Origin of the sequence: Nocardia shimofusensis NBRC 100134, from assembly GCF_001613125.1 — a bacterium.
Classification (GTDB): domain Bacteria; phylum Actinomycetota; class Actinomycetes; order Mycobacteriales; family Mycobacteriaceae; genus Nocardia; species Nocardia shimofusensis.
Window position 1 is genome coordinate 242,056 of sequence record NZ_BDBT01000001.1, and the last position, 11,765, is coordinate 253,820.

Annotated in this window: 15 protein-coding genes and 1 pseudogene; 11 read left to right on the forward strand and 5 right to left on the reverse strand. The window is 62.0% G+C overall.

What is annotated here, in order from left to right; genetic code table 11:
- Window positions 1-379: 379 nt before the first annotated feature.
- Together NS3_RS28175 and NS3_RS28180 are read left to right on the forward strand one after the other, a co-directional pair.
- Window positions 380-1,675, forward strand: coding sequence for an AAA family ATPase (locus tag NS3_RS28175; RefSeq protein WP_169811576.1), 1,296 nt, complete (start codon window positions 380-382; stop codon window positions 1,673-1,675).
- 2 nt (window positions 1,676-1,677) lie between these two features.
- Entirely contained in the window at window positions 1,678-2,301 is a 624-nt protein-coding gene (locus NS3_RS28180; RefSeq protein WP_084494931.1) for a DUF4276 family protein, read from the forward strand.
- 776 nt (window positions 2,302-3,077) lie between these two features.
- Here the strand turns inward: NS3_RS28180 and NS3_RS01120 are convergent.
- Window positions 3,078-3,875, reverse strand: a complete 798-nt coding sequence (locus NS3_RS01120; RefSeq protein WP_067852339.1) for an SDR family NAD(P)-dependent oxidoreductase — start codon at window positions 3,873-3,875, stop codon at window positions 3,078-3,080.
- Window positions 3,876-3,978: 103 nt separating this feature from the next.
- On the opposite strand from NS3_RS01120, the gene NS3_RS01125 reads away from it, so the two are divergent.
- On the forward strand, window positions 3,979-4,539 hold the full coding sequence (locus NS3_RS01125) for a TetR/AcrR family transcriptional regulator (RefSeq protein WP_067852340.1): 561 nt from the start codon (window positions 3,979-3,981) through the stop codon (window positions 4,537-4,539).
- A gap of 35 nt (window positions 4,540-4,574) precedes the next feature.
- Here the strand turns inward: NS3_RS01125 and NS3_RS01130 are convergent, their stop codons facing one another.
- Both NS3_RS01130 and NS3_RS01135 read right to left on the reverse strand, forming a co-directional pair.
- Entirely contained in the window at window positions 4,575-5,693 is a 1,119-nt protein-coding gene (locus NS3_RS01130; RefSeq protein WP_067852342.1) for an alpha/beta hydrolase, read from the reverse strand.
- 133 nt (window positions 5,694-5,826) lie between these two features.
- The gene (locus tag NS3_RS01135) at window positions 5,827-6,525 is read right to left on the reverse strand and encodes a helix-turn-helix domain-containing protein (protein ID WP_157101092.1); all 699 of its coding nucleotides are present in this window, start codon (window positions 6,523-6,525) and stop codon (window positions 5,827-5,829) included.
- Window positions 6,526-7,448: 923 nt separating this feature from the next.
- Between NS3_RS01135 and NS3_RS01145 the strand changes: the two genes are divergently transcribed.
- The 3 genes and pseudogenes from NS3_RS01145 to NS3_RS29865 form a co-directional block, all read left to right on the forward strand.
- Window positions 7,449-7,673: a hypothetical protein gene (locus NS3_RS01145; RefSeq protein ID WP_067852348.1), complete on the forward strand. Its 225-nt coding sequence runs from the start codon at window positions 7,449-7,451 to the stop codon at window positions 7,671-7,673.
- A gap of 11 nt (window positions 7,674-7,684) precedes the next feature.
- Window positions 7,685-8,002, forward strand: coding sequence for a hypothetical protein (locus NS3_RS01150; protein ID WP_067852350.1), 318 nt, complete (start codon window positions 7,685-7,687; stop codon window positions 8,000-8,002).
- A 267-nt stretch (window positions 8,003-8,269) separates the two neighbouring features.
- Window positions 8,270-8,656, forward strand: a pseudogene (locus NS3_RS29865) (hypothetical protein); the annotation flags it as partial.
- On the opposite strand, the gene NS3_RS29870 reads toward NS3_RS29865, so the two are convergent.
- On the reverse strand, window positions 8,644-9,066 hold the full coding sequence (locus NS3_RS29870) for a hypothetical protein (protein ID WP_067852354.1): 423 nt from the start codon (window positions 9,064-9,066) through the stop codon (window positions 8,644-8,646). The pseudogene NS3_RS29865 and the gene NS3_RS29870 overlap by 13 nt on opposite strands.
- 2 nt (window positions 9,067-9,068) lie before the next feature.
- On the opposite strand from NS3_RS29870, the gene NS3_RS29875 reads away from it, so the two are divergent.
- On the forward strand, window positions 9,069-9,404 hold the full coding sequence (locus tag NS3_RS29875; RefSeq protein WP_245649397.1) for a transposase: 336 nt from the start codon (window positions 9,069-9,071) through the stop codon (window positions 9,402-9,404).
- On the opposite strand, the gene NS3_RS01165 is transcribed toward NS3_RS29875, so the two are convergent.
- A complete protein-coding gene (locus tag NS3_RS01165) occupies window positions 9,401-9,700 on the reverse strand; it encodes a hypothetical protein (RefSeq protein WP_067852356.1) in 300 nt (99 codons plus the stop codon). The two genes, NS3_RS29875 and NS3_RS01165, sit on opposite strands and share 4 nt — an antisense overlap.
- Window positions 9,701-9,903: 203 nt before the next feature.
- On the opposite strand from NS3_RS01165, the gene NS3_RS28775 reads away from it, so the two are divergent.
- From NS3_RS28775 to NS3_RS01180, 4 genes are all read left to right on the forward strand, one after another.
- The gene (locus tag NS3_RS28775; protein ID WP_157101093.1) at window positions 9,904-10,227 is read left to right on the forward strand and encodes a hypothetical protein; all 324 of its coding nucleotides are present in this window, start codon (window positions 9,904-9,906) and stop codon (window positions 10,225-10,227) included.
- Window positions 10,228-10,283: 56 nt separating this feature from the next.
- Complete coding sequence (locus NS3_RS01170) at window positions 10,284-10,520, forward strand: hypothetical protein (protein WP_067852358.1); 237 nt, start codon at window positions 10,284-10,286, stop codon at window positions 10,518-10,520.
- Window positions 10,521-10,577: 57 nt separating this feature from the next.
- On the forward strand, window positions 10,578-10,982 hold the full coding sequence (locus tag NS3_RS01175; protein WP_157101094.1) for a hypothetical protein: 405 nt from the start codon (window positions 10,578-10,580) through the stop codon (window positions 10,980-10,982).
- A 230-nt stretch (window positions 10,983-11,212) separates the two neighbouring features.
- Window positions 11,213-11,704 carry an SRPBCC family protein gene (locus NS3_RS01180; RefSeq protein WP_067852362.1) on the forward strand — a complete coding sequence of 164 codons (492 nt, stop codon included), beginning with the start codon at window positions 11,213-11,215 and terminating at the stop codon, window positions 11,702-11,704.
- Window positions 11,705-11,765 lie beyond the last annotated feature (61 nt).

The following is an 11,765-nucleotide window of genomic DNA, read 5'->3' on the forward strand; positions in this document are numbered from 1 at the left end:
GGCCGGCCTCCGCAAGCTCCGGCAGGCCGGGGTCCGTTGGGCGCGTCGGCACCGCTTTTGCGGCGGGGTAGCACGCCGACCGTTCCTATCTGGCTGCCTTCTCCATCAACTGAGCAGGGCGGGGCGCGACGAGAGCCCTACCGGACTTACCTCCCGCAGCCGATCACCGATCCACCGGCACACTGTCCAGGCGACCGGCTGTGGTCCTGCCACCGTTCGGCCGGCCAAACACCAACCTCACCTCAAGCGCATGGTGAACTATCGCGCGCCCTCTGGCTGTGTGGCTCTCCTCTAGGTTGGCCTGCATCCTGATCCGTGCCCCTCACACTTCATGAGCGGAAGTACCTCTTCATGCCTGTCTGGTGGGTACCCTCGTCTGATGCGGATCACTGAGGTGCGGTTTCGTGGGTTCAAGTCATTGCTCGACGTCACTTGTGAGCTTGAACAACTGACTGTTATTACCGGCCCGAACGGTGCAGGTAAAACCAACTTAGTCGACGGTTTGAACTTTCTCTCCGAGTGCTTTGAATTTGGCCTTGAAATTGCGGTAGCTAGGGCAGGCGGGTATGCCAACATCGCGCATAGAGGGGCGACCGACGATGCGCCGCCTGTAAAGATCTCCCTGACCCTTGAGATAGATTACCCTGACCTACGTCGAATGTTCCCGCGCAGAAACCATCAGTCGGAGATGCCAAAGCCGACCACTTTCTACGTAATATACGAGTTCACATTATCTGCTGAAAGCGCAGAAGAGTTCGACTTCCATGTATCGAGCGAGTACCTTCAATTGCGGGATAAAGAGGGTAGAATTCTTCAACTTGATCGAAGGGGAAACCGGCTGAAATTCTGGCGATCGCATCGTATGACAGATCGTAGCTCTCAGTACTCCGACATTTTATATCCGCTGTCGGATGATGGCTTCATCCATTTCATCAAGAGGAACAAGAATCCTACGGTCCTGATGATAAGCACGATTAGATTTGTGGGTAGCGGCGACATTTTTGATTCGGTGGCTAGGCTGCTCGGCGACGCTCGCGTATTTCAATTGTCGCCGCACCAATGCCGCTTGTCAGGTGTATCTACACCGAATGCTCGACTCGACAGGCATGGAGAAAACTTACCAGCGGTCGCAGATTACCTGCGTAGGCATCAGCCGGATTCTTGGTTGAAGATCGAAAGTGCGATGCGGGCCGTCATTCCACAGCTAGAATCGATCGACACAACATTCACCACCGATCGTCAGCTGGCCCTCCAGTTTCATGAAACGGACCGGGAGCGACCATGGAACTCGAACGAGATGTCCGACGGGACGGTACAGATGTTGGCGCTGTTCGTAGCGCTGTTCGATCGGCGTTTGCCGGTTTTGATCGTGGAAGAGCCGGAGAACGCTCTACATCCATGGATTCTCCGGCACTTCTTGGATCTTTGTCGGGAGCAATTTGAAAAGCAGATCGTGCTGACGACGCATTCGCCAGTTCTTCTGGATGCGATGAGTCCGGAATATATCCGACTGTTGTGGAGTAAGGACGGGCAAAGTCGGATAGCGCATATCGGAGACCTCAATCCAGCGGTGGTTGATATGTGGAAGGCTGGAGACTTGAAGACCTTTGAGATCTACGACTCTGGAATAGTTGCGGAATATCTCCCCGAGATTTACGCCCCTAGAGGTGAGTGAGCATGAAAATCGCAATACTTACGGAGGGTAAAGGAGAATTTAAAACTTTGCCAAATCTCTATCCGCAGATAAAGTCCAGGTTGCCGAAAAAGACTCAAGTTATGAAACCAATGATGGTCCATGCTGCGCCAGACGGGCCTGTTGGTCAGTTGGTTACGGCGTGCCGCACGCCACTTAAGCTCGCCATTGCGGAAAAGGCGGATAAAGCCATTCTTCTTATTGACAGGGAGCAGCAAGCAGAGCGCCCAGGGGAGATCGCAGCCGAAATCCAGGCGGCACTTCGGAAGGTTACCGATCTCCAGGTGGACGTGGCGATCAAGGATAGAATGTTCGAGAATTGGCTTATTTCGGATCTAAACGCTCTTAGGGCGCAACCCGCTCGTTTTACAGTGACCCCCGCGCTAGTAAACAAGGTCGAGCCAAACAAGGCGGATTCGGTAAATGCGTTGGAGCTGTTGAAAAAAACTGTCGCGCCCGGAAGGGACTACGACAAAATTATTGATGGCGAGCGCATTTCGACCAGAGCGCAGGTAGAGCTTATGGCGAAGCATAGCCGAAGTTTTCGTCATTTTTTGCATCTCCTCGGATACGAGGCCTATCGAGAGCAATGCCTACGGCCGTGTTAGTTTTTCAGGCAGCGCGTAGGGTGAAATTTCGTTGATTGTGTCGCGGCATCTATCGCGAATGTACACATAAGGCGGCGCGGTGAATCTATCAGGATTAGCAATCGAGCGCACTGCTGATACTGCGCGGCCTCCGGCCGCGTGCCCTGCTCGGTGATGGCCTGCATTGTGATCCCACGCCCCTCACACCTCAAGAGCGCCTATCGGCGTCACTACGTGATCGGCATCCGCCGACTCTTGACCTGTGAGCCTCTGCGCGTGACGGGCAGGCCCTACGGGGCAGGCGGGGAACCAGCCCCCGATGAGCGCATCCCACCACCAAGCAGGGCCCAATGTTGTCACCACGTTGTCACATCTCACACGAACGACCCCGGACGCGACGAAACCCCCACGGAGGCATTTCAGCACCTCACGGAGGAAGGCGGACGATCCTGGCACACGCCGGGACGGCAACGGCTCGACTCGTAATGAAGCGGTCTCAGCTCAGAGCCAGCCAGAGGACCGGCGTGCCACACGCGTGCCACACAAGCCGGTCAACGAGGGCCAATCTGGGCACTCGTTGGTACAGGCATCGCCGCAGCTCAGAAGGTGAACCATCCCCCTTCTTCAGATTCCCAAGCAGACAGCGCGGGTTCGATTCCCGTCATCGGCTCCACCACAATGACCAGGACTTTTGTCCTGGTCATCGTTCTTCTCCCACGAGGTTCGATGCGCCGAGCCGGCCGGGCGACTCGGCCCAGACATAGATCCCGCGATGCCCTGGCCGAAGGCTGTGCGCGCTATCCGTTTTTGAAGGGGTTCAGCCTGTTGCCGAGGAAGTATCCGACGTTCGTGGGAATCGGGCGCATTGCGGCGGCGGTGAGCTTGTTGACGGTCCCGGGCACACACACCGGTTTGCCCTTCATGACTGCCTGCCAGCCTTCCCGCACTACCTCCTCAGGCTGTTGCCAAAGGATGGCAGGCAGGTGATCGGCTGTGCGCCGAGTGCCCATCACGTCGTGGAACTCGCTGTGGGTGAAGCCGGGGCACAGGGCTGTGACGTGAACGCCGTGCGGTTTGAGTTCCATATCGAGGGACTGGGAGATATTGAGGATGTAGCTCTTGATGCCGGTGTAGAGCAGGCTTGCGCCGGGCGGGGAGAAGGCGGCCAGGGACGAGAGATTGACGATGCGGCCCCACCGCCGTTCCTTCATGCCCGGGACCACCCGATGTGTCAACTCGGTCACCGCGGTGACCATGAGCTGGATCTCTGCGGCGAGCGTGTCCCATGGCGTGTCGGCGAAAGCGGTCTTGCCGGACAGGCCCGCATTGTTGATGAGGATATCGATCTCGATTCCCTCGCCGGCGGCGTAGCCGATGATGGCTTCGGGCGTACCACGGTCGGCGAGGTCGGCGGCAAATATCTGGCACCGGATGTTGTGTGCGGCGCGCAGTTCCGCGGCGAGGGCTTCGAGGCGGTCGGCGCGGCGAGCAACCAGCAGTAGGTCGTGCCCCTGCTGCGCGAGATGGCGCGCGAAGCTCGCGCCGATGCCGGCGGAGGCTCCGGTGACGAGCGCTGTCCGAGTGGATGCGGGCATGAGGTTCCTTCGGTCGGTTGGCGGAAGAGCTGCTGGACAAATGCGTCTTGGTTACCGCCCAAGATAGGGTGGGTGAACACCGAGTGATGAGTCAGGACTGGAGATGCCTCGCAACAGACGTCCCCGCGATCGGGAAGAGAAACGCGCAGAGATCGTGGTGGCTGCTCGGCGGTTGTTCTCCGAGGAGGGCTACGACGCGTCGTCGATGACCCGGATCGCCCGAGAAGCCGGCGTGGTGTCGAACACGCTGTATTGGTATTTCCGGGACAAGGACGCGGTATTGATCGCGGTCCTGGACGCGGTGCTGGCCGACTCGATGGCCGCCTACCGTGAAATCCTGGACTCGGGGCTCGCTGATCGGCTGTTGTGGCTGGTCGGGGAGTTGGAGCAGTTGGGCAGGTTGGTGAGCACGGTGCACGCGCGCGCCAAGGAATCCGAGGCGATTCATCAATGGCACGAGCAGTTCCACGCGCTGGCCGAGGGATTGTTCGGGGCGGAGCTGATCGAGCTCGGCGTGCCCGAGAACGAGGTGGGTCCGCTGGTCGCGATCGGGGTCTTCGTTGTCGAAGGTTTGTTGACCCATCCTGCCGAGCAGGCCCACCGGCGCGCGGTGATCGAAACGTTGTTGGCAAGCGCTCGTAGTCTTGCCGCGGCCGCCGGCTGATTCCTCGGCCGGCGCGTGCACAAACACTGGCGATTCTACTGCGTGTTGCCTGAGGCTTCATCGAATTGTGTTGTCAGAAAAGCGATCTGGTCGCAGATAGCGTGTTCGAAATGGTCGCCCACGTAGATGTCGAAGTGGTCGCACGGGTAGTTCTGGACGTGGACATGTGCCAGCCCCTGCGCGCGACGCCGCGTGGTCTTCGCGGGCGCGGCCGCGTCGTTGTCACACACGCACAGCAGTGTCGGAGTGCTGGAGCGGGCCAGAGCGCGGCCGGGCCGATAGAGAGGAAGGTGAAGGACCAGACGTGCGGCCAGCGCGTTGGCGGCGCCGAATTCGCCGTTCGGACCACGCAATACACCCCACATGCTGTCGCGACCCACACCAGTCGCGGGTTCTCCGCTGTCAAACTCGGTCAGCTCGATGTTCTTCGACACCTGAGCCCGAACAGACGGCAGCCGATTCAGTAACGCGCTGGTGCGCCACGAAAGCCGAGTCCCAGCAGGTAGGAGCGCCGATGCGCCGGCGAGGGCGTCGGGTGAGGCCACAAACGCGGGCATCCAGGGCGTCCCCGCCATCGGCAGCAGAATCGGTTTCGCACCGAGCCAGGACCCAACGGTGTCCAGTATGCCCGCAACCATCAACGCCACGGCGCTAAGCGGCCCGGTGCGAACGCGGGAGAGCACGGACGCCGGTCCGTCGGTGAAGGGACATTGGGCCACGACCGCCGCGACGCGGGCGTCTTCGGAGGCGACTTGCACTACGTGTCCGCCACCGAAAGAGCTACCCCACAACGCGATCCGATCCGCATCGACATTCGGCAGTGTCCGCGCGAAGGCCAGAGCCGCATGCCAGTCGGCGCGTTGTTTGCCGATATCCAGGAGCTGACGCGGTGTTCCGCCGCTGGCGCCGAGATGACGGTAATCGAACACCAACACCGACCACCCCGCGTCGGCGAACCGTTCCGCGTAGGCATCCAGGCGCATCTCCCGCACCGCTCCCAGCCCGTGGCCCATGATCACCATCGGGCGCGGCCCTACCAGGTCAGGTGCGGCGTACAGCCACGCCGCACATTCGTCCTGGCCAGAGGCGAAAGATATTTCGCGCCGACGGACCACTGCCTCCCCGCGCCGATCGGCCGGATCACTAGTTCGCATGACGTGCGCCTCTCCGCCTCACCATCTTCTTGGACGGCGTCCAAGAAGGCACGGCGATTACGGTAAAGACTTCTTGGACGTCAGTCAAGAAATTGGAGTGGTCGCGCACTACGGCAACCATGTAATGGGCGGTTCAGGGCAGCGCAGGCGGCCGGTCGTACGCCTCGATCGCGGCTTTGGCGGTAGATCGGTCCTGCAAGATCAGTTCCCACGGGCCGGAGTTGATATCGAACGATTTCCCGAAACCGATCCACTTGCCTGCCATCCGGGTACCTGTCAGGTCGACGAGCAGTTGGATCGCGCCGTGGTACTTCGCGCCCCGGTAGTAGCCGTCCTGGGCTGTGCGCTCGGTCCACGTGCCCGTCGCGACATTGCCATCGACGCTGAGGTCCATCGCCATACTCGACACCGCCGACCCCGGCAGGCTGCGCACCGTCAGCGCGTCGTCGTGCTGGAGCAGGACGACATGGTGGACCGCGGTGAACGTGGCGTCTCGGCCGCTCGAGTAGTACTCGTAGCGCGAGAGCCAGATACCGGAATAGTTGCCGAGGTTCGGCCCGCCGTTCCCGACCGGCTTCGAGTCGTGCGCGAGTCGGCCGATGGGGGAATCCACCATGTGACCCTTCTCGTCGTCGGGGGACAAGGATCGGCCCGGCTCGACCGCGCCGAATCCCAGTGTCTCGATCGGCAATCCCATCACCTTCTCCAGTGCGCGAACATGCGAGGCCCTGGGGTTGAGGGTGGTTCCCGCTTCCCACCGCTGGACGAGCCGCTTCGTCGCGCTGAGGCAACCAGCCTCGCGTAGCGCTCTGGCCAGATCGTCTTGGCTCATTCGCCGTGCGGACCGTGCTGCGCGGAGTGCGGTGTTCGGTGTGGGCCCCATTGGGCAACGCTAACCCAATGACGCCGGAATGTCGCCCCGAATAGGTGGCTATTGACGCCAGTTGTGTCGTCGTTCGGTCATCGCCATTCGGGCGATGCTCGATGCAGCCCCAGTGCCGGGTCGATGCTCCTCGAAGAACCGCGTGGTTGGCGATCCCGGGAGCGCGTCGGCCGTTCGCTACATCCGGGCAGTGGGCGCCAACCAAACAATGCGCGTGCGAGCGCCTGGATTCGATTCGGAGTCAGCTTTGCCTACAACACAGTCCGGGGCATCCGTTCGGTGTCCTGCCAACCACAGCTCACTCCTCCTGACTGACAACGGATCTCATGTCCCGATCTGCAAGGATGATTCGCCGCTGACCCGCACGGCGCCTACACAGTGATGCGGAAACGGTTCGGGTCGCCGGCACCGGTGGGGCTCGCTTCGGCGACCTCGGCGATCGGATGCTGGACCGCTCTGAGGATATTGCACGATCCCGAGCATTTTTCCCCGCTGATCCGCACATCTGGCTGGTGGCGGTCTGATCATCCGCTGCTTCGTCGCGCTTGTCCAATTCATCTGACACGGAAGGAATTCGACATGTTTGTCAATGATGCCTGGATAGTCCTGGCGGTAGCGCCCTTGTCGTCGCTGCTCGTCCTCGTCCCGTTCTTCATCGATTTCCGATCCCGTCGACATCGTGTCCCGATCATCGAACCGACAACCCGGATTCGGACATCGCACTACACACCGTTCCACCCCTACAGCCTCGAAGTCGCCAGAGCGATAGCCATCGAACACGCCGACTGCCCGCACAGCCGATGCGGCGCCAAAGCCTCCGCGGTGAGCGTGCTCACCGCAGCGGGACTCACCTGCGCGAGGAGGGGGCACCGGTGAGCGTTCATGAACTGAGGCCACGCAAGAAGCCGCCCGTCAACGAGGGCTGCGAGAACGGGTCCGTGCCCGGCATCACCGAGAAATGGGCGCGCGGGATCATCGCGATCCACGACGGCTGCGAACCGGCCTGCCCGCGCAAGGCGACGGCCCTGCGCTATCTCGCGGACTCACACGGGGAGACCGAACCCGACCCCGAACCACCGCAAAACGACAAGGCATAGGCGGTGCCCACATGTGGGACACCATCGTCGCGTTCACCGTCGTGACCGGTGCCGCCACACTCGCGTTCTGCCTCGTCTCTCCAGCAGACCACCTCCAGGACCGGCCGCAGGAGGAGTTCACGCCCCGCGAGCCCACCCGCACCGACACACGGCCGATCCCTCCATGGGTGCACACGACACCGACCCGGCCCCTGTCCATCACCCAGGCACACCAAGTGATGCAAGACCACATCGACTGCCCACCCTGGCTGTGCGGAATGAAAGCCGCCGCGACGCAGACCCTGCGCGAATCCGGCCGCATCACCCCGCGACGCAAGCCTGTGTGGTGAACCCCGAGGAGCAGAAGCAACCATGCTGCCCAAACGCGAGAAGAACACCGACATCCGCCCGTACCCGATCCAGCCAGCACCGCTCTCGGTCATCGAGCGCACCCACGAGGCCATGCGGAAAGCCTGGCCCGAACTCGACCACACTCCCATGCCCGCCGACACCGTGAGCGGACACGCACCACCAGTTGCTTCCAGCCACGCTGAAGACCCTTGCGGGCCACAGGAGCGCGCTCTCGAGCCCCGGCCAGGGAACCCGGAAATCGCTCGATGAAAGGAAATCGAAGTAGAGGTAGAGGGAGGCACGACCATCGCCGGCGCCCTCCAGCGGGTCGACGACGACACCGAGACCGCCGACGCGGCGGTCCGCGAGCGTATCGCCCGGTTCCACAACGACGACAACGCCTCGATGATGGGCGGCTGGACCTGATCGGCTACCAAAATGTGGTCTGGTGCTTCGCCCTTCAGGGCGGGGGTGAAGGCCCACACGAAAGGGCCGCTAAGGCCCGAGCATGCTCTACAGCGAACCGTGAATCACACTGCTCAGCAACAAGATTGGACTTTCCCCATAGCAGAGTCAAGGGGGTGCAGCTTCGGTTCAGTTACCGCGCTTACCCGACACCCGGCCAGCAGATCAAGCCGGCTCAGGCGTTCGGTTGTGCGCGTGTGGAGTACAACGATGCCCTCGCCGCTCGAATGGAAGCGTTCGAGAAGAGCGAACGTCTCAGCGACGCCGAGTTGTCGAAGCGGCTCACCGCCTCCAAGGCAACCCCGGAACGGGCTTGGCTGGGCGAAGTGTCGAGCGTGGTGTTGCAGCCGGCGTTAGCTGACGTGAACACCGCGTATCGGAACTTCTTCGCCCCGGTGACGGGGAAGCTGAAGGGCGCACGAATCGGCCCGCCTCGGTTCAGGTCTCGGCGAGACACGCGGCAGGCGATCAGGTTCACGAAGAACTCTCGGTTCGCGGTCACGTTTGGCTGCAAGTTGCGCCTGCCGAAGATCGGGGAGGCGAAGGTCGCGTGGTCGCGGGAACTTCCCTCGGACCCTTCGTCGGTGACGGTGATCAAGGATGCGGAAGAACCGGGCCAAGGCCCGGCTGAAAGTCGCTCGCGCGCACGCCAGGGTGGCGGATACGCGGCGGGACTGGGCGCACAAGCACTCCACACGGATCATTCGCGAGAACCAAGCGGTGTACGTGGAGGACTTGTGCGTGAAGGGTCTCGCCCGAAACAGGATGCCCTGTCCTTGCAGCTCAGCGGCACTGGGCCACACCCACCGGACCGAGGGTTCATCCTTCGGGACGAAGAGATCTCTCCTAGAGATGGATGCTAGGCCAGGTTCCTACACCACCAGTGAGGGCAGGCTGGCAGTCCGCCCTCACTTCGACACGCGCCCTACTAGCTAGAAGAGGCCGTCGAAGCTGCCGGTCGCGGTCAGCGTGAGCAGGTGCAGCGGGAGCTCCGAATGCGGCACCACCGACAGTCGGAACCGGTTGCCGCTGAGCTCGTCGCACAGCACCACCGCATCAGGCACGTAGCCGACGGCGAGCTTGTCGGCGTTGCACGCCCACTCGGCGTTGTAGCCGGAGTAGTGGCCCAGATACGTGGCCGCGCTCGCGGTGCCCGCGCCCAGCCCGGCCGTGAGTGCGGTAATCGCGCCCGCGGCGAGAACGGACGCGGCGATACGGGTACTGAGGGACAAGTCGTCTCCTGTGATCGAGTCACCGGCCGAGTGCCAGTGAACCTTTCAACCTAACTCTGTGATCGCCGAAAATCCAACTGGCGCAAATTAATCCGCGAGTAGCTGCTGTATACGTGTGATCACCGCACTGCACACGGTCAGCGATGGCCGACTTGTCGGCGGCTGACGCACTGTGGAGCACCCACCAAGGGAAGGGAGTAGGCGTGCTGACTCTGACCGATTGGCCGCCGCGCGGGACAGGCAGGCCCTGGGTAGGGGCGGGGAAGCCGGCCAAGGACCGGCGTGCCACATACATGCCACGAAATTCGGTCAACGAGGGGCAATCTGAAACCCTGAAGCTCCCCGGATTTCGTGCACACTATGCCGGATTGAAGCGCATCCCATCCGAGCCGTTCTCGTACTTCACGTCAGCACTGCGCGAATATGCCGGTTATCAAGACGATTACAAAGGCGCGGTATCAGAACCGGGAAAGACGCGTGGACGCGCTGAGCCACATAAGGTTCGGATCGCCACCCGCCCCGGATGACGCTGTCGCACAGGGAGGCCTTGCAGGGGGCCCGTCGGCGTCGTAGACTCTATTGAATGCAGAATGAGGGGGTTCACCATGCGCGCGGCACGATTTGGCGCTGGAACAGGAAGCGGGCTACCGGGATCATCGAGTGCGAAACCGGTGACCACATCTGGTTCGGCTTGGACTCTCTCCGGGGAAGAAGTTTCGACGAAATCCGGATCGGAGATGTCGTCGATGTAGATTACGAGCTTGCTCAGCAGGATTCGCACGATCGGCGCGCCGTGGCAATATCCTGGGTGGAGATCTAGGCGCAATATCAACGGGGGGAACAAATGAAGAGGTTGGTTTCTGCACTGTGCGCGTCCGTGACCGTCCTGACGGTCACGGCGGCATTTGCTGGCGCGGTGCCCAATCCCGCAAATCTCGAGTTCACTGCGAGCTCACCGTACAAAGAGTACGAGAACGCCGTCGCTCGGTTCACCGGACAGATGGACTATGGCACCGCCACCTTCGCCTGGGCGCTGAAGATGACGCCGACCACTCGTAGCGTTGTCTACGGTTCGATGAGTTGCCGCACTACGATCAACGGCATTGCGGGATACTCCGACAACCATGCCAACATTCCTCCCGACTATCTCCTTCACTCGAGTATCCGAATCGACAGAGGGCGCTGGTACGGTTTGCGGAGCAGGTGCGATTTCAAGGTCTTGACCGACACCGGAATGCAGCCGGGCAATGTTGAGACGGCCGTCGACTTCGTAGCCAGGTAGGAGATTCGGCGCTGAGTTCGCATCACCTCGTACGCGATCTTGTCGCGCTTCCGGCTCGATGACGGGCGACGGTGGTGCCGTCGGTCTGGTCGCGTTGCCGACTCGGGCTTGGTACCTCGGGCGTGACAGCGGCTTCCACTTCTCCTGTCCGCGATGGAAACTGGAATGGCGGAGATGCCGGTATCGGTGTCGCACCGCGTCGAACACCGGCCGAGATCCGAAGGAACCCTATGCGTCTGCGCGATACCCCCACCGTCGAGGTCACCGAGCGTCTGGCCTGCAGTCCCGAGCGGGCCTGGGAACTGGTCACCGACATCGAGTTGCCCACGCGAGCCGATGGCGAGTTGCAGAAGGTGGAGTGGTTGGACGGCGCGACCGGGGTCGCCGTCGGTGCCCGATTCCGTGGCTACAACGCCAGCGACCAAATGGGCGAGTGGTACACCGAGCCGGAGATCATCGAGGTCGAAGAGGGGCGCCGCTGGGTGTGGCGGGTGGGGCCGGCGGAAGCGCCGGTGGCCGTCTGGGGCTTCGAGGTCGAGTCCGCGAGTGACGGCGGCGCTGTCGTTCGGCAGTGGGCGAAGGTGGGTACGGGACGGTCACCGCTTTCGGCGTTCATCGACCAGCATCCGGAGAAAGAGGGCAGGATTCTCGCTCACCGGCTGGCGGTCTGGCGGGACGGTATGGCAGCCAACCTGGCGGTACTCGCGCAACTCGCGGACTGATCCCGCCGACCTCGCTGCTCGGCGAGTTCCCGGACTGCTCACGGGCCGCGAGGACGGCGGG

Excerpts from the sequence above, each read along its gene's own strand:
- NS3_RS28175 (WP_169811576.1), top strand. The coding sequence starts at position 380 with ATGCGGATCACTGAGGTGCGGTTTCGTGGGTTCAAGTCATTGCTCGAC.
- NS3_RS28180 (WP_084494931.1), top strand. The coding sequence starts at position 1,678 with ATGAAAATCGCAATACTTACGGAGGGTAAAGGAGAATTTAAAACTTTG.
- NS3_RS01120 (WP_067852339.1), bottom strand. The coding sequence starts at position 3,875 with ATGCCCGCATCCACTCGGACAGCGCTCGTCACCGGAGCCTCCGCCGGC.
- NS3_RS01125 (WP_067852340.1), top strand. The coding sequence starts at position 3,979 with ATGCCTCGCAACAGACGTCCCCGCGATCGGGAAGAGAAACGCGCAGAG.
- NS3_RS01130 (WP_067852342.1), bottom strand. The coding sequence starts at position 5,693 with ATGCGAACTAGTGATCCGGCCGATCGGCGCGGGGAGGCAGTGGTCCGT.
- NS3_RS01135 (WP_157101092.1), bottom strand. The coding sequence starts at position 6,525 with ATGAGCCAAGACGATCTGGCCAGAGCGCTACGCGAGGCTGGTTGCCTC.
- NS3_RS01150 (WP_067852350.1), top strand. The coding sequence starts at position 7,685 with ATGTGGGACACCATCGTCGCGTTCACCGTCGTGACCGGTGCCGCCACA.
- NS3_RS29875 (WP_245649397.1), top strand. The coding sequence starts at position 9,069 with ATGCGGAAGAACCGGGCCAAGGCCCGGCTGAAAGTCGCTCGCGCGCAC.
- NS3_RS01170 (WP_067852358.1), top strand. The coding sequence starts at position 10,284 with ATGCAGAATGAGGGGGTTCACCATGCGCGCGGCACGATTTGGCGCTGG.
- NS3_RS01180 (WP_067852362.1), top strand. The coding sequence starts at position 11,213 with ATGCGTCTGCGCGATACCCCCACCGTCGAGGTCACCGAGCGTCTGGCC.